Here is a 15,630-nt window from a genome sequence, read left to right on the forward strand (position 1 = left end):
CATGTACTCACCCCAAGACAGCACGGTTTATATCGTTGACGACGACGTCAGTGTGCGCGAAGGCATGGCCTGGTTGCTGCGCACGCGCCGCTTGCTCAGCGAGTCGTTTGACAGTGCCGAAGCCTTTGCGGCCATGCTCGAGCAGGCCACCGCGCAGGGCGCGAAACCGGTCGCTCAGGTTGGCTGCATCCTGCTCGATGTGCGCATGCCCGGCATGAGCGGCTTGGCCTTGTTTGAGCAATTGCTGGCCAATGGCGTGGCCAAGGCCTGGCCGGTGATCTTTCTGACCGGGCATGCCGATGTGCCCACGGCGGTGGACAGCGTCAAGCGTGGGGCTTTTGATTTTTGCGAGAAGCCTTTTTCAGACAACGCCCTGGTGGACCGCATCGAGCAGGCGCTGAGTTTGTCGCACGAGCGCCTGGCGGCGCGCCAGCAGCAAAGCCTGCTGCAATCGCAATTGGCGGAGCTGACAGAGCGCGAGCGCGATGTGATGGGCCTGGTGGTCGAGGGCCTGCCCAACAAACTGATCGCCGATCAACTGGACATCAGCGTGCGCACCGTCGAGGTCCACCGTGCCCGGGTGTTCGACAAGATGCAGGTCAAGTCGGCCGTGGAATTGGCCAATTTGTTGCGGTCCTTGGTATGACCGTTCGCCGTCTCACCAGCTGGTTGGGCCGTTCAGGTGCTTGGGGTGTGCTGGCCATCGCCCAACGCCGTGGGGCGCCCACACAAAGCATTGGGGTCCTTGGAGCCGTTCTGCTGGTCCTGCTGTTGGGGGCGTGCTCAACACCTGCGCCCTACACAGCCCGCTCAGAAAAACCCAGCACCACCACCGCCAACATCGCCGCCAGCAGCACCATGAGCACCCGCAACGATGTGGCTCTGTACGCCATGTCCCTGCTCGACACACGCTACGCCTGGGGCGGACGCGGGCCGGCGATGGGCTTTGACTGTTCGGGTTTGGTCGCGCATGTGTACAAAGAGGCCGCAGGCATCCCACTGCGCGGCACCTCGGCCGATTTGGGCAAGCGCTCACGCCCCGTGGACACCGCCCAATTGCAGCCTGGCGATCTGGTGTTTTTCAACACGCTGGGTGCGCGTCATTCGCATGTGGGGGTGTATGTCGGCGGCGGACGTTTTGTGCACGCCAGCAACGAGCGCACCGGCGTACGCATGGACCACCTGAGCAACCGCTATTACGCCAAGCGCTTTGAAGGCGGACAGACCTTGCTCGAATGAGCCGAGCTTCAGCTCAAGGCTTGTCCTTGTCGGAAGCATCGCTTGGGGGTGGCAATTCCCCCTTGGATCGGCCCGAAAACATGGTCCACCACACAATGACCACCAGCACCAGCAAGGCCAGCAAGGCTTCAAGCAAAATCAAACCCATGACAAACTTCCTTTTGTTGCGTTGGCCATCGGCTGGGGCCGCATGGTTGGTGGCCGCGATTGTAGGCACTCTGGCCGGTTGCGCGATGGCCCCTAGCCACCAAGGCGCATGGCCAGAGACGCCCACTACACCGACCGCACCCAGCGCGACCACCTCGGGCCCCTTGCCTCCCGTGATCACCCAAGCCCAAAGCCGTTGGGTCCCGGTGGATTGGTCGGCCATTGCGGGGCTCGACCAAGACAACCCGCAAGAAGCCTGGCCCGCCTGGCAACAAAGCTGTCTGCGCCCAGCACCCGCCTGGAAACGGCTGTGCCCCGAGGTGCAGAAACTGGCAGGGGCATCGGCCAGCGCACAGCGCCAATGGATGCGCCAAAACCTGCAGCCTTACCGCGTCGAATCGCTTGACCAGCGCACCGAAGGCCTGCTGACGTCTTATTACGAGCCGGTGCTGAACGCCTCACGCCAAGCGCGTGCGGGCTTTGCCGTGCCTTTGTATGCGCCGCCCAACGGCCTGGCCCAACGCAAGCCTTGGTACACCCGCCAGGAAATGGAAACCCTGCCCGCTGCACGCCAAGCCTTGCGGGGCAAGGAGCTGATGTACCTGGCCGACCCGGTGGACGCGATGGTGCTGCACATCCAGGGCTCGGGCCTGATGAACGTGACCGAGCCCGATGGCCGCCAGCGCATGGTGCGCATGGCCTATGCGGGCACCAACGACCAACCCTACAAAAGCATTGGCCGCTGGCTGCTCGACCAAAACCTGATCCGCGATGCCAGCTGGCCGGGCATCAAGGACTGGATCAACCGCAACCCCTCACGCGTCAACGAGTTGCTCTGGCAAAACCCCCGCGTGGTGTTCTTCAAGGAAGAAGCCTTGCCAGGAGAGAACCCGCCCGGCCCCAAAGGCGCACAAGGCGTGCCGCTCACCGCAGGCCGATCGATCGCGGTGGACCGCAGCAGCATCCCCTATGGCACGCCGGTCTGGCTGCGCTCGCAAGGGCCGGTGACCTCGCTGGACAAACTGGTGCTCGCCCAAGACACCGGCACCGCCATTGTGGGCGCGGTACGGGCCGACTATTACGCCGGCTCTGGCCCCGCAGCCGGCGAGCTGGCCGGTCGCATGAAGCAGCCCTTGCAGCTGTGGGTTTTGTGGCCCAAATGAGGGCCTCGCCATGAAAGCCGTGTCCTGCCGCGCGGGGTGCGCCGCTTGCTGCATTGCGCCCTCCATCTCCTCGGCCATACCCGGCATGCCCAAGGGCAAACCTGCGGGCGTGCCCTGCGTGCAACTGGACGAGCAGTTGCGCTGCAAGATCTTTGGCCAATCCAGCCGCCCGGCTGTTTGCGGACAACTGCAAGCGTCTCTTGAAATGTGCGGCCCGACGGACGATGGCGGGCAATATGCGCGCATTTACTTGACGCAACTGGAAGCGCAAACCCGCCCCGGTTGAAGGTGCGCCAAGTCACCAAGAGGTCTGATGACGCCCGCCCTTGTGGTTAAGCTGAACGCCTTGTTCTGATTCAACCCCGCAGGAGCTTTGCCATGGCGTTTGAGATCCCTTCTTTGAAAGACAGCGTTCACCCCGACGAGTGGCAGCTGCGCGTCGATCTGGCCGCCTGCTACCGATTGGTGGCGCTGTACGGCTGGAGCGATTTGGTCTTCACCCACATCAGCGCCAAATTGCCCGCCACAGTGGCCGGGGATGAGCACCAGTTTTTGATCAACCCCTATGGCCTGATGTTCGACGAGATCACCGCATCGAGCCTGGTCAAAGTGGACATGCAGTGCAACAAGCTGCACGACAGCCCCTTCCCGGTCAATCCGGCAGGCTTTGTGATCCACAGCGCGGTGCACGAGGCGCGGCACGACGCCGGCTGCGTGTTGCACACCCACACCCGTGCGGGCGTGGCCGTGAGCGCCCAGTCGCACGGCGTGCTGCCCATCAGCCAGCAAAGCACTTTTGTGCTGGCCTCGCTGGCCTACCACGGCTACGAAGGCGTGGCCATCCGCGATGACGAGAAGACGCGCCTGCAAGCGGACCTGGGCGACGCCAATTATTTGATGCTGCGCAACCACGGCCTGCTCACCGTGGGCAAGACGATTGCCGACGCTTTCTTGTCGATGTACACCTTTGAAAACACCTGCCGCATCCAAGTCGATGCGCTCGCAGGGCAAAGCGGACCGAAAGACCTGACGGCGGTCAACCCGCAAATTTTGGACGGCATCTCTCACGCCATGCGTGTGCAAACCGGCGGCTTGGGCGGGGCCTTTGTCTGGCCTTCGCTGCTGCGCAAACTGGCCCGTGAAAATCCGGGCTTTGAGGCTTGACCGCGAACTGAGCCCATCCCCCCATCTTTGAGAAAAACGACCGCATGACCACCCTGTTTGAACCCTGCCAAGTCGGCGCCCTGTCTTTGGCCAGCCGCATCGTGATGGCGCCGCTCACACGCAACCGTGCGCCCGGTGGCCTGGCCAATGCGCGCATGGCGAGCTACTACCGCCAACGCGCCAACCCCGCCACCGGCGCGGGCTTGATCATCACCGAGGCCACCGGCATCAGCCACCAAGGCCAAGGCTATGCCGATGTGCCCGGCATCTGGAACGCCGAGCAAGTCGCTTCGTGGAAGCAGGTGACCGATGCGGTGCACGCCGAAGGCGGCAAGATCGTGATGCAGCTGTGGCATGTGGGCCGCATTTCGCACACCAGCTTGCAGCCCAATGGCCAAGCCCCCGTGGCACCGTCGGCCGTGGCCGCCAAAGGCAAGACCGTGTTGCTGGTCGATGGCAAAGCCCAGTTTGTGGACGTGTCGGCACCCCGGGCGCTGGATGCCGCCGAGTTGCCGGGCATTGTGGAAGACTACCGCCGCGCCGCCGCCAACGCGGTGGCTGCGGGCTTTGATGGCGTCGAAGTGCACGCCGCCAACGGCTATTTGATCGACCAGTTTCTGCGCTCGGGCAGCAACCAGCGCAGCGACGCGTATGGCGGCGCCATCGAGAACCGCGCCCGCTTTTTGCAAGAAGTCATGCAAGCCGTGGTGGCCGAAATCGGTGGCGGGCGCACCGGCATTCGCCTCTCGCCCGTGACCCCCGCCAACGACGCGAGCGATGATTTGCCGCAGCCTTTGTTCGAGCAGGTGGCGCGGCAGCTTGCGCCACTGGGCCTGGCCTATGTGCACATCATCGAAGGCTCGACCGGTGGCCCGCGTGAGCACCAGCAAGGCCCAGCGCCCTTCGATTACGCCGCACTCAAAACTGCCTACCGCCAAAACGGCGGGCAAGGCGCCTGGATGGTCAACAACGGTTACGACCTGCCACTGGCCGAGCAGTCTTTGGGCGAGGGCGCAGACCTGATCGCTTTTGGCCGCCCCTTCATTGCCAATCCCGATCTGGGCGCACGCCTGCAAAAAGGCGGCCCCTTCAACACGCTGGACCGCGCCACCTTGTACGGCGGCGGCGATGCCGGCTATCTGGACTACCCCACGCTGGGCTGAAGCGCCAAGCGCAGGCTGACCTGCAAACCCGGCCCCGATGCGGGGCGGCTCATGGACAGCTGCGCGCCCAAGATGCGGGCGTACTCGGACACGATGGCCAGGCCCAGGCCCGAGCCTTGTTTGAGCGCCTCGCCCGCGCTGCCTTGGGCCCAGCGTTGCAGGAGTTGTTCCCGCTGCGCATCGGTGATGCCCGGGCCGTTGTCGATGACCGACAGGCACACCGCACCCGCTTCGGGTTGGCTCAAAGCCACCGTCACATGGCGCGGGCCACCATCGGTTGGCACGCCATAGCGCAAGGCGTTGTCGATCAGGTTGTCCAAAGCACCTTCCAGCAAAGCGCGTTGCGCCAGGATGACGGGCGCGTTGAGCCCTTGCGCAAAGTCCACACCCAGGTCCACACCCAACGCATCGGCGCGGTGCAGGTGACGCATCAGGCTGTCGCGCACCACCTCGTCCAGCGCCAAGGCTTGCGGCTGCAAGACCTGCTGCGCCTCTTGGGCCAAGGCCAGGGCCAGCAACTGGTCGATCAGGTGGCTGGCCCGCTCTTGGCTTTGCGCGATGCTGCGCAACTGTTCGCGCCAGACCTGCGGGTCGGATTGGGTCAGGCCATATTCAGCCAGAGCCCGAATGCCCGCCAAAGGCGTGCGCAGCTCATGCGCCACATTGCCCGCAAACTCTTTTTGGCCGCGCACGCTTTGCTCGATGCGGTGCAGCAATGCGTTGATCGATTCGCCCAGTTTTTGCACATCCAGCGTGCGGCTGGAAATGGCCAAGGGCGTCAAGTCACGCACATCGCGCTGCGCCACCGCCCGCTCCAAGTCCATCAAAGGCTGCACGTCGTTTTGAATGGCCCGGCGCAACCACCACGCCAGCCAGATCACCAGCAGCAACTGCGGCACCAACGAGATGAACAGGAGCCGCTCGAACAAGCGGTCTTGCACCCGGGTGGTTTGCGCCACCACCACCGTGAAATGGGCCGGCTTGCTGCGCCCCAGCACGACCGCGCGCAAGAGGAGTTTCTGAAAAGGCGTTTCAGTGAAAAACGGTGTCACCGCCGATCGCGCACCCTCTGGCAAGGCCAAGCCGGCATGCCCGGCCAGCAATCGGCCGTCGTCTTGGTACACCGCAAAGTACAGGTTCTCGTTTTGGTCAAACAGCAAATTGCCCATCTCGACCGAACTCAGGCCCAAGGTGATGCCGCCGTCTTCGGCGTGCCGCACATGGCTGGCCACGGCATACGCGTCGTCCAGCAAAGCGCGGTCAAACGCTTGTTGGGTGAAATAGCGCGCCACCGCCAGAGCCAGCAAAGCCCCGATCAGCCAAGTCAAGGCCAAGGGCACGATCACATGGCGCAGCAACTTTGCGCGCAAGGTGGAAGCGGCTTTCATGGGCGCGCCTCTTCCATCAGATAACCCAGGCCGCGCAAAGTGCGGATCGATGCGCCCGAGGGTGCCAGCTTTTTGCGCAGCCGCGAAATGAAGGCCTCCAGCGCGTTGTCGGCGAGTGCTTCTTCAAAGCCCGACAGCTTGTTGGACAGGTCTTTTTTGCTCACCGTGCGCCCCGGCGGGCTCATGAGCTCCCACAACACTTCCAGCTCACGGGCGGGCAAGATCAGCTCTTGGCCGGCGATCAAAATGCGCCGTGCTTTGCGGTCCAGCACCAACTGGCCCACTTGGGTTTGGTCGTCTGCACCTTGGCTGCGGCGCACCAGGGCGCGCAAACGGGCTTCGACTTCGGCCAACTCAAAAGGCTTGCCCAGGTAGTCGTCGGCCCCAGCGTCCAGGCCCGCAATGCGCTCGTCGGTGCGGTTGCGCGCGGTGAGCACCAGCACCGGGGTTTTGTCGGCCTTGGCCCGGCGCTCGCGCAGAAGGTCCAGGCCGCTGACCATCTCGGCGCCGGGTCGCTTGCTCAGGGGCAAGTTCAGGTCGAGCAAAACGGCGTCATAGGCCTGCACATGCCACAGGTGCTGGGCCGTCGAACCATCGCCGGCAGCGTCCACACGGTGCCCGGCATCGGTCAGGCTGCGCAGCATGACGGCTTGCAACACCGGATCGTCTTCCACCAACAAAATGCGCATGCGCCTCACAAGCTCCAAAAGCAGCCGGCCAAGTCAGGTCTTGGTCAGGCCGGTTCACCGATAAAGGAGCGATGAGCATACGACACTTGTTTCTTGTGGCTGGCCTTTTGGCTTGGGGCGCAGGCCCCGCCGCCCTGGCGGCCGACGCCCTTGGCCTCTCTTCTGGCTCGTTTTCCGGCCCAACTTCCGACCTCTCCGGAGCGAGCGCTCCGGCCTCTTCTGTGCTGAGTTTGCAGCAGGTGCTGCAGGCGGCACGCCAAAGCCCTGAGGTTTTGGCCGCCCAGCGCGCCCTGAACGCGGCCCGCGCCGACGTGCTGAGCGCCGACCGTGCGCCTGCCCCGACCTTGTCTGCGGGCATGTCCTCCATCGATTTGCAAAACGGCGTGGGCAGCGGCTCCTACTGGTCGCAAAAGCGCGTCGACAAATCCTTGGGCCTGGACTGGACTTGGGAGCGGGGCAACAAGCGTGCCTTGCGCACCGAAGCGGCCGAGCGCAACGCCCAAGCCGCCCAAGCCGACAGCCAAGACAGCTTGCTGATGCAGCAAATCGGCGCCCAAGCGGCGTTTTATGAGCTGTTGGCCGCACAGCAGCGCCTGCAAGCCGTGCAAGCCATCGCCCAAAGCGCGGCCCAACTGGCGCACAGCGCCCAGCTGCGCCTGAAGGCCGGTGATTTGTCGGCCCAAGACGCGGCCCGCACACACATTGAAGCCGAACGCGCCCGCGCCGACGAGCAAAGCGCCGCTCTGGATCGCCAGCAAGCGGCTTGGGCCCTGTCGCAGCGGACCGGCCTGGCCGTGCCCGCAGGCGGCTGGCAAGTGCAAGGTGACTGGCCCGCCAGTGCCCCCAACACGGTGCCAGCGGATGCTTTGGTGGAGGCCTTGATCGCGCAACGGCCCGACGTGATCGCCGCCCGCGAGCGTGTGGCCGCTGCGCAAGCGGCCTTGCAATCGGCCCAAGCCCTGCGCCAAGCCGACCCCAGTGTCGGCACCAGCTTTGACCACTTCCCCGGCACATCCACGCGTTTGCTGGCCTTTCGCGTGTCGATGCCCTTGAATGGCTGGGGCCGCTTTGACGGCGAAATGGCCCGCGCCTTGGCCCAAGAAGAGCAAAGCCGCGACCTGCTGCAAAAAACCATGCTGCACGCCCGTGCCGACTTGGGGGCCCTGGTGCAAGCCTGGCAAACCAGCGCCCGCCGGCTGAAGATTTATGACGACAGCATCCTGCCGCAAGCCACGCGCGTGGCGGCACAGGCCGAGACGGCCTACAGCAAAGGTGGCTTGACGCTGACCGATTTGCTGGATGCCCGACGCACCCTCAAGACCACCCAACTCGAAGCCTTGGCCGTGCGCAGCGAACACGCCAAAGCCCTGGGCACCTGGCAGTTGCGCTCTGCAGCCCCTGGCACCCGTTGAACCCTTTTTCTGAGCGAGACCTGTCCGTGAAAACTTTGCACACCCCCCTGGCCGTTATGGCCTTGGCCGCCCTGACCTTGCTTGGCGCTTGTCAAGACAAACCCGAACCTGTGGCCGCAGCGCCGCTGCCCATCATCCAGAACAAGCAGCTGCGCTACCCCGCCGGTCACCCCCAGTTGCCCTTGCTGGTGAGCACCGCCGCCACAAAGGCGCAAAGCATTCAGATCGACTTGCCGGCCAAACTGGTCTGGAACGAAGAGAAAACCCAACGCGTCTACCCCGCGTTTGCCGGACGCGTCACGCGCATCAGCGCCGATGTCGGACAAACAGTCAAAGCCGGCCAGGTGCTGGCCGAGCTGGCCTCGCCCGAATTTGGCGCCGCACAGGCCGACACCTCGCGCGCCCAAGCCGACGCCACCTTGGCCAAATTGGCTTTGCAACGCCAACGTGAATTGTTTGAAGCCGGCGTGGTCGCCCGCAAAGACCTGGAGCAAGCCGAGGCCGAAGCTGCACGCAGCCAAGCCGAGGTGGCCCGTGCCCAAGCGCGCACCAGCCTGTATGGCAGCGGCACTGGCGTGAACATGCAACTGGGCCTGCGCAGCGACATGGCCGGCGTGGTGGTCGAGCGCAACCTCAACCCCGGCCAAGAAGTGCGCCCAGACAGCGCCGCCACCCCTTTGTTTGTGGTGTCCGATCCGAGCGTGCTGTGGGTGTCCATCGATGCGCAAGAAGGCGACTTGAAAGACCTGCGCCCTGGCGCCAAAGTCAGCCTCAACGTGGCCAATGGCCCCGAGCAAAGCATGACCGCCACCATCAGCGCCGTGACCGATCAGATCGACCCGAGCACCCGCACCATCAAAATCCGCGCCACGGTGGCCAACCCCCAGCGTTGGTTGAAAAATGAAATGCTGGCCAAAGTGCGTTACCAGCGCCAGGTGGACAACAGCATCGAAGTGCCCGCCTCGGCCGTGTTTTTGCGCGGCAACCAGCACTATGTGTTTGTGCAAAGCCAGGCCGGTGTTTTTGAGCCGCGCGATGTGAAGGTCGCCTACGAGGGCGCTCAACGGGTCTTGCTCAGCGAGGGCCTCCAAGAAGGTGAGCAAGTGGTCAGCCAAAACGGCTTGCTGCTGGCGCGGGAGTTGCGGATTGCCCAGGAAGCCGCCCACGCTGCTGAGCCAAGCAAACCATGAAAAAGCTCATCCATTACGCCCTGAACCAGCCGCTGTTCATCGTGCTGGGCACGCTGCTGTTTGTGATGTCGGGTGTCATCGCCTTCAAAAACCTGTCGGTCGAAGCCTTCCCCGATGTGACCGACACCCAAGTGACCGTGATTGCCCTGTACCCCGGCCGTGCGGCAGAAGAGGTGGAAAAGCAGGTCACCTTGCCGATTGAGGTGGCCTTGGCCGGCCTGCCCAATTCGATCCGCGTGTTCTCGCACACCCAATTCGGTTTGTCGTTCACCGTGGTCACCTACAACGACAACGCCGATGTGAACATCGTGCGCCAGCAAGTCAATGAACGCCTGCGCGGCGTGGACCTGCCGCCGGGCGTGGAGGCCAACATCGCCCCCAACGCCACGCCGGTGGGCGAGGTCATGCGCTACCGCCTGCGCGGTGATGGGCAAACCACCACCGAACTGCGCACCTTGCAAGACTGGGTGGTCGAACGCGGCTTGCGCCAAGTGCCTGGCGTGGCCGATGTGGTGGCCATGGGCGGCTTCATCAAGCAGTACGAAGTGCAGCCCGATCTGGAAAAACTGCGCGCCCACAAGCTGACGTTCCAAAACCTGATGGACGCCTTGGGCCGTGGCAACTCGAACGCAGGCGGCAGCTACGTTGCACAAGGGCTGCAGCAGTTTGCCATCCGAGGCATCGGCCTTTTGCGCTCGCCCGAAGAAATCGGGCAAGTGGTGGTGGCCTCGCGCCATGGCACGCCCATCTTGGTGCGCGATGTGGCACAAGTCAAAATCGGTGCCGTGCCGCGCCTGGGCACTGTGGGTCAAGACAACGACAACGATGTGGTCACCGGCATTGTGGTCATGCGCAAAGGCGAAAACCCCAGCGTGGTCCTCAAAGGCGTGAAGGAAAAAATCAACGAGCTCAACAGCCGGGGCCTGCCGCAAGGCGTGGAGATTGCCCCCTTTTACGACCGCGCTTGGCTGATGGACAAAACCCTGACCACGGTGTTCAAAAACCTGGTCGAGGGCGCCTTGCTGGTGTCCTTGGTGCTCTACATTTTTCTGTCCAATCTGCGCGCCAGCCTGGCGGTGGTTGCCGTCATCCCCTTGGCCTTGTTGGCCACCTTCATGGGGCTGAAAATCATGGGCGTGCCCGCCAACTTGCTGAGTCTGGGCGCGATGGACTTCGGCATCATCGTGGACGGGGCGGTGATCGTGATTGAAAACATCATGCACCGTCTGGCCGAGCGTGGCGAAGGCATGAACGAAAAAGAACGCAAGACCCTGATCACCGAGGCGACCAACGAGGTGGGGCGTCCCACGCTGTTCTCGATGCTGATCATCATTGCGGCGCACATCCCGATCTTTGCCTTGCAGCGCCATGAAGGCCGCATCTTCCAGCCCATGGCCTTGTCGGTCACGGCCGCCTTGATCGGGGCGCTGGTGTTTTCATTGACGCTGGTGCCACTGCTGGCCTATTGGATGCTGCGCAAAGGCCTGCCCCACCATGACAACAAAGTGGTGGCCAAGTCCAAACAGATTTACACCCCCATCTTGAATTGGGCGCTGGCGCATCGCCGCCATGTGGTGGGCATCGCCTTGGCGTGTTTTGCCATGGCCATGGTCGCCGCGTCGCGGCTGGGCTCGGAGTTCTTGCCCGAACTCAACGAAGGCACGATCTGGGTGAACGTGCGTTTGCCCGCCAGCGTGGCCAACGACGAGGCCACGCGCATTTTGAGCGACATCCGCAAAACCTTACGCTCTGTGCCCGAGGTCCGCACCACCGTGTCCAAGGCCGGCCAACCCGAGGACGGCACCGACCCCAAAACCATCAGCATGGCCGAGGTCTTTGTGGACTTGAAGCCACCAACGCAGTGGCGCAAAGGCCTGACGCGCGAGAAGCTGATCGAAGAAATGGACCAAGCGGTGTCGGCATTGCCGGGGATGGAGCCAACGTTCTCGCAACCGATCCGTGACAACGTGCTCGAATCGATCTCCCAAATCGACGGGCAGATCGTGATCAAGATTGCGGGTGACGACCTGACCGTCCTCAAGCAAACGGCCGAGGCCATCGAGCGCGAAATCAAACAGGTCAAAGGCGTCAGCCGGGCCGAGATTGACCGTCAAGGCGAGTTGCCCCAGTTGCTCATCAACATCCAACGTGAGCAAGCCGCACGCTACGGGCTGAATGTGGGCGATGTGCAAGACGTGATCGAAGCCGCGCTGGCCGGCAAGGGCGCCACCACCCTGTGGGACGGCGAACGGCGCTTCGATGTGGCCGTGCGCTTGCCGCAAGAGCGGCGCAACATTTCCGAGCTGGCCGCGATCCCGATTCCCACGCCCGATGGTGGTTATGTGAGCCTGGGTGCTGTGAGCAAGATCGAGCAAACCAGCGGCGCGATGAACATCGCCCGCGAATCGGGTCGCCGCACCATGGCCATCGGCATCTTCATCAAGGGCCGCGACATGGGCTCGGTGGTGGGTGACATGAAGCAACGCGTTCAAAAAAACGTGAAGATCCCCGCCAACTATGTGGTGAACTGGTCCGGTGAATTCGAAAACCAAGAACGCGCCATGCAGCGCTTGAGCGTGGTGGTGCCGATCTCGCTGTTGCTGATCTTCGTTTTGCTGTTCGATGCCTTCAGTTCGTTCAAGAGCGCCGCGCTGATCCTGATCAACGTGCCTCTGGCCTTGATCGGTGGGTTTGTGGCCTTGTGGATTTTCAACATCCCGCTGTCGGTGTCTGCGGCCATTGGCTTCATCGCGCTGTCAGGCCAAGCGGTGCTCAACGGTGTGGTGATGCTGTCGGTATTCCAACAGCTGCGCAATGCCGGCCACACGGTGCTGGAAGCGGTCAAAGAGGGTGCTTTGCAGCGCCTGCGCACCGTGCTGATGACCGCCATGTTGGCGGCGCTGGGTCTCTTGCCCATGGCCATGAGCCACGACATCGGCTCTGAAACCCAGCGGCCTTTGGCCATCGTGGTGATCGGCGGCTTGTTCACCGCCACCTTGCTGACCCTGCTGGTCTTGCCGGTGCTGTATGTGGCTTGGTTCAAGGACCGCACACACCCACACACATCCAACGCGCACTGACGGGTGCACAAAGCAGTGCATTGACCCAGAGCCCGGCCTCGCGCCGGGCTTTTTTTCAGCCCAAACCAATCGGCGCAGGTGCCCGCATCACGATCAGGCTGAACAGTTTTTCATACGCCTGCGTGGGGGCGTGGTGACCCGTGAGCGGGTCGGCGTTTTCTGCAAACGCGGCATCCAACAAGCGCCAATCATCTTCGCTAAGGCTGCGCTCGGCCTCGGGCAAGATGACGGTTTCTTCCAGTCGCATGTGCTCCAAATAGAAGTCCACGTACTTGTGAAAGGCTTCTTCAAATGCCTGGCGTCGGCTGGCGCCCAAGAGCTCCCAAGACAACAACAGGTGCTGCAAGTCGCGTGCCGCTTTCTCGCTGTACAGGTGATCGCGCTCGAGTTTGTCCACCGCGCCCATCACCTTGGGTGAGGCCTTGACGACCTTGGGAAACAGCAGGTTCGATTCCTTGGGGTGGTGCAGGCGCTCGGGGAATTCGTCGATGTAAAAAAGCATGGCCCGCACAACGTCGAAGAAGTTGCGCCGGTCGTCGCTGGGGCCGCGTTCGATCATCATGCGCATGGACTGCAACATGGCGGCCAGGCTGGCGTGTTCATCGCGGATGGTGGTCAAGCTGCTGTGCTTGTTCATGGTTCTGATCTCCAATTCAACGAAGACCAGTTTGCCGGCAAGCGGGCTTGGATGCCCTGACTTGGGTCAAGACATCGTCAATGGCTTGGGCTCAGTGCTGGCGGGGTTTCCAGCGCTTGAGCAGCAGGGCATTGCTCATGACGCTGACCGAGCTGAGCGCCATGGCGCCACCGGCGATCACCGGGTTGAGGTAGCCCATGGCCGCCAGCGGAATGCCGGCCACGTTGTAGGCGAAGGCCCAAAACAGGTTTTGCCGGATCTTGGCCACGGTGCGCGCCGAGATGTCGAGGGCATCGCCCACCAAGGCCACATCGCCCCGCATGAGGGTGATGCCTGCGGCATGCATGGCCACATCGGTGCCATTGCCCATGGCCAAGCCCACATCGGCGGCCGCCAAGGCCGGTGCATCGTTGACGCCATCGCCCACCATGGCCACGATGCGGCCACCTTCGCGCAGTTTTTGGACCTGCGCCGCCTTGTCGCCCGGCAACACATCGGCCAGCACTTCACCGTCTTCAGGGCGCAAGCCCAGCCTGCGGGCCATGGCCTCGGCTGCGGCTTGGTTGTCGCCAGAGATCATCACCAGTTTCAAGCCTCGCGCGCGCAACGCGGCCAAGGCTTCCTGTGCGCCCGCCTTGGGCTCGTCGCCAAAGGCCATGAGCAACACACCTTGCACCCCATGGGGGCCGCGCTCGGCCAGCGCCGACAAGGTGGCCCCCTGCGCATGGAGCCTCTGGATGTCTTCGGCCCACATGGCGCTGTCCATGCCTTCTTGCGCCAGCCAACGCAAACTGCCCAGCAGCAGTTGGCGGCCTTCGACACGCGCTTGCACGCCGCGCCCGGGCACCGCCGCCAAGTCTTCGGGGACTTGCAGGTTCAGGCTTTGCGCTTTGGCGGCCTGCAACACCGCACGGGCCAAGGGATGTTCGCTGCCGCTTTGCACACTGGCCGCCCAAGCCAAGGCGGTGGCCGGCTCATGGCCCGGTGCGGGCACTTGCGCAATCAAGCGAGGCTGGCCCACGGTGAGTGTGCCGGTCTTGTCAAACGCCACGGTCTGCACGCGGTGGGCCATTTCCAGCGCCTGGGCGTCCTTGATCAAGATGCCGTGCTTGGCCGCCACACCCGTGCCCGCCATGATGGCCACGGGTGTGGCCAAGCCCAAAGCACAGGGGCAAGCGATGACCAAGACCGCCACCGCATGGATGAGAGCGGACTCGAAACTGGCGCCCATGAACAGCCATGCGCCCAAGGTCAACACCGCCACCACCAAAACGACCGGCACAAACACCTCGGCCACTTTGTCCACCAAGCGCTGAATGGGCGCCTTGGCCGCTTGTGCGTCTTCCACCAAGCGAATGATGCGTGACAAAACGGTTTCATGGCCCACCGCCGTCACGCGCATCAGGACGCGACCATCGCCATTGATCGAGCCCCCCGTCAATGCCGCACCCATGCTTTTGACGACCGGCAGGGGCTCGCCCGTCAGCATGGATTCGTCCACCTGGGTCTGGCCTTCGATGAGTTCACCGTCCAATGGGAAGCGCTCGCCTGGACGGACGGCCAACAAGTCCCCCACCAGAATTTCTGCCACGGGCACATCGACTTCGCCTTCGTCACTCATCCAGTGGGCTTTGTCGGGGCGCAAGGCATGCAAGGCCCGGATGGCTTCGGTGGTTTGGCGTTTGGCACGGGCCTCCAGCCATTTGCCCAACAAGACCAAGGTGATGACCACGGCCGAACCTTCGAAGTACAGATGAGGCGCATGGCCCTCATGGGCGTTGAGCCACAGCCAGACCGACAGCAACCAGCCTGCGCTGGTGCCCAGCGACACCAGCAGATCCATATTGCCTGTCATGGCCTTGAGTGCGTGCCAACCGGCTTTGTAAAAACGCGCGCCCAAAATGAACTGCACGGGCGTGGCCAATGCAAACTGCAGCCATGCCGGCAGCATCCAATGCTGACCGAATGCATCCCCCACCATGGGCAGCACCAAGGGCGCTGACAACACCAAGCCCCAGGCCACCGGGGCAAAGCCTGCCCAAGCTGTTGTGGGCGATGCGGTTTCAACCGCTTCAGCGGTCAAGGGCTCATACCCTGCATCCCGGATGGCGCGGCGCAAACGGGCATCGGTCACCTCGGAAGATTGCACGGTGATGCGGGCCGATTCGGTGGCCAGATTGACGGTGGCCGATGCAACACCCGGCACTTTGTTCAAGGCTTTTTCAACCCGCGCCACACACGACGCGCAAGTCATGCCGCCAATGCCGATGTCGATCGTGGTTGCTTCGGGCTTGATATAAGTCATGTCTTGTGGGCTGTTATGAACTATGCTTTGAGCATACCCATCCGGGTTTAGCT

The 15,630-nt window shown here is 63.2% G+C and carries 14 protein-coding genes; 9 read left to right on the forward strand and 5 right to left on the reverse strand.

The features are described 5' to 3' along the window. Position 1 precedes the first annotated feature (1 nt). Together QLQ16_RS04140 and QLQ16_RS04145 are read left to right on the forward strand one after the other, a co-directional pair. Positions 2-646: a response regulator transcription factor gene (locus QLQ16_RS04140; protein WP_283223417.1), complete on the forward strand. Its 645-nt coding sequence runs from the start codon at positions 2-4 to the stop codon at positions 644-646. After that, positions 643-1,239, forward strand: coding sequence for a C40 family peptidase (locus QLQ16_RS04145; RefSeq protein WP_283223418.1), 597 nt, complete (start codon positions 643-645; stop codon positions 1,237-1,239). Before QLQ16_RS04140 ends, QLQ16_RS04145 begins: the two co-directional genes overlap by 4 nt. A gap of 13 nt (positions 1,240-1,252) precedes the next feature. Here the strand turns inward: QLQ16_RS04145 and QLQ16_RS04150 are convergent, their stop codons facing one another. Further along, positions 1,253-1,387 (reverse strand): hypothetical protein, encoded by a 135-nt coding sequence (locus QLQ16_RS04150; protein ID WP_283223419.1) that lies wholly within the window; start codon positions 1,385-1,387, stop codon positions 1,253-1,255. Here QLQ16_RS04150 and mltA point away from each other — a divergent pair. From mltA to QLQ16_RS04170, 4 genes are all read left to right on the forward strand, one after another. After that, positions 1,386-2,549 (forward strand): murein transglycosylase A, encoded by a 1,164-nt coding sequence (gene mltA, locus QLQ16_RS04155; protein WP_283223420.1) that lies wholly within the window; start codon positions 1,386-1,388, stop codon positions 2,547-2,549. The genes QLQ16_RS04150 and mltA overlap by 2 nt on opposite strands. A gap of 10 nt (positions 2,550-2,559) precedes the next feature. Continuing rightward, positions 2,560-2,835, forward strand: coding sequence for a YkgJ family cysteine cluster protein (locus QLQ16_RS04160; RefSeq protein WP_283223421.1), 276 nt, complete (start codon positions 2,560-2,562; stop codon positions 2,833-2,835). 92 nt (positions 2,836-2,927) lie between these two features. Next, a complete protein-coding gene (locus tag QLQ16_RS04165; RefSeq protein WP_283223422.1) occupies positions 2,928-3,713 on the forward strand; it encodes a class II aldolase/adducin family protein in 786 nt (261 codons plus the stop codon). A gap of 44 nt (positions 3,714-3,757) precedes the next feature. Next, on the forward strand, positions 3,758-4,876 hold the full coding sequence (locus tag QLQ16_RS04170; RefSeq protein ID WP_283223423.1) for an alkene reductase: 1,119 nt from the start codon (positions 3,758-3,760) through the stop codon (positions 4,874-4,876). On the opposite strand, the gene QLQ16_RS04175 is transcribed toward QLQ16_RS04170, so the two are convergent. Beyond that, positions 4,858-6,264 carry a sensor histidine kinase gene (locus QLQ16_RS04175; protein WP_283223424.1) on the reverse strand — a complete coding sequence of 469 codons (1,407 nt, stop codon included), beginning with the start codon at positions 6,262-6,264 and terminating at the stop codon, positions 4,858-4,860. The two genes, QLQ16_RS04170 and QLQ16_RS04175, sit on opposite strands and share 19 nt — an antisense overlap. Beyond that, the gene (locus tag QLQ16_RS04180; RefSeq protein ID WP_283223425.1) at positions 6,261-6,953 is read right to left on the reverse strand and encodes a response regulator transcription factor; all 693 of its coding nucleotides are present in this window, start codon (positions 6,951-6,953) and stop codon (positions 6,261-6,263) included. The genes QLQ16_RS04175 and QLQ16_RS04180 overlap by 4 nt, the downstream gene beginning before the upstream one ends. A gap of 71 nt (positions 6,954-7,024) precedes the next feature. On the opposite strand from QLQ16_RS04180, the gene QLQ16_RS04185 reads away from it, so the two are divergent. Genes QLQ16_RS04185 through QLQ16_RS04195 form a run of 3 tightly spaced genes read left to right on the forward strand, consistent with a single transcriptional unit; the run spans position 7,025 to position 12,635 of the window. Continuing rightward, positions 7,025-8,365 carry a TolC family protein gene (locus tag QLQ16_RS04185; protein ID WP_283223426.1) on the forward strand — a complete coding sequence of 447 codons (1,341 nt, stop codon included), beginning with the start codon at positions 7,025-7,027 and terminating at the stop codon, positions 8,363-8,365. Positions 8,366-8,391: 26 nt separating this feature from the next. Beyond that, positions 8,392-9,555, forward strand: a complete 1,164-nt coding sequence (locus tag QLQ16_RS04190; protein WP_283223427.1) for an efflux RND transporter periplasmic adaptor subunit — start codon at positions 8,392-8,394, stop codon at positions 9,553-9,555. Next, a complete protein-coding gene (locus QLQ16_RS04195) occupies positions 9,552-12,635 on the forward strand; it encodes an efflux RND transporter permease subunit (RefSeq protein ID WP_283223428.1) in 3,084 nt (1,027 codons plus the stop codon). Before QLQ16_RS04190 ends, QLQ16_RS04195 begins: the two co-directional genes overlap by 4 nt. 55 nt (positions 12,636-12,690) lie before the next feature. Here QLQ16_RS04195 and QLQ16_RS04200 read toward each other — a convergent pair whose 3' ends face one another. Further along, positions 12,691-13,272 carry a hemerythrin domain-containing protein gene (locus tag QLQ16_RS04200; protein WP_283223429.1) on the reverse strand — a complete coding sequence of 194 codons (582 nt, stop codon included), beginning with the start codon at positions 13,270-13,272 and terminating at the stop codon, positions 12,691-12,693. A 91-nt stretch (positions 13,273-13,363) separates the two neighbouring features. Then, the gene (locus QLQ16_RS04205) at positions 13,364-15,577 is read right to left on the reverse strand and encodes a heavy metal translocating P-type ATPase (protein WP_283223430.1); all 2,214 of its coding nucleotides are present in this window, start codon (positions 15,575-15,577) and stop codon (positions 13,364-13,366) included. Between the last annotated feature and the right edge of the window lie 53 nt (positions 15,578-15,630).

This window comes from Limnohabitans lacus (assembly GCF_030053395.1).
Taxonomy (GTDB): Bacteria; Pseudomonadota; Gammaproteobacteria; order Burkholderiales; family Burkholderiaceae_C; genus Limnohabitans_A; species Limnohabitans_A lacus.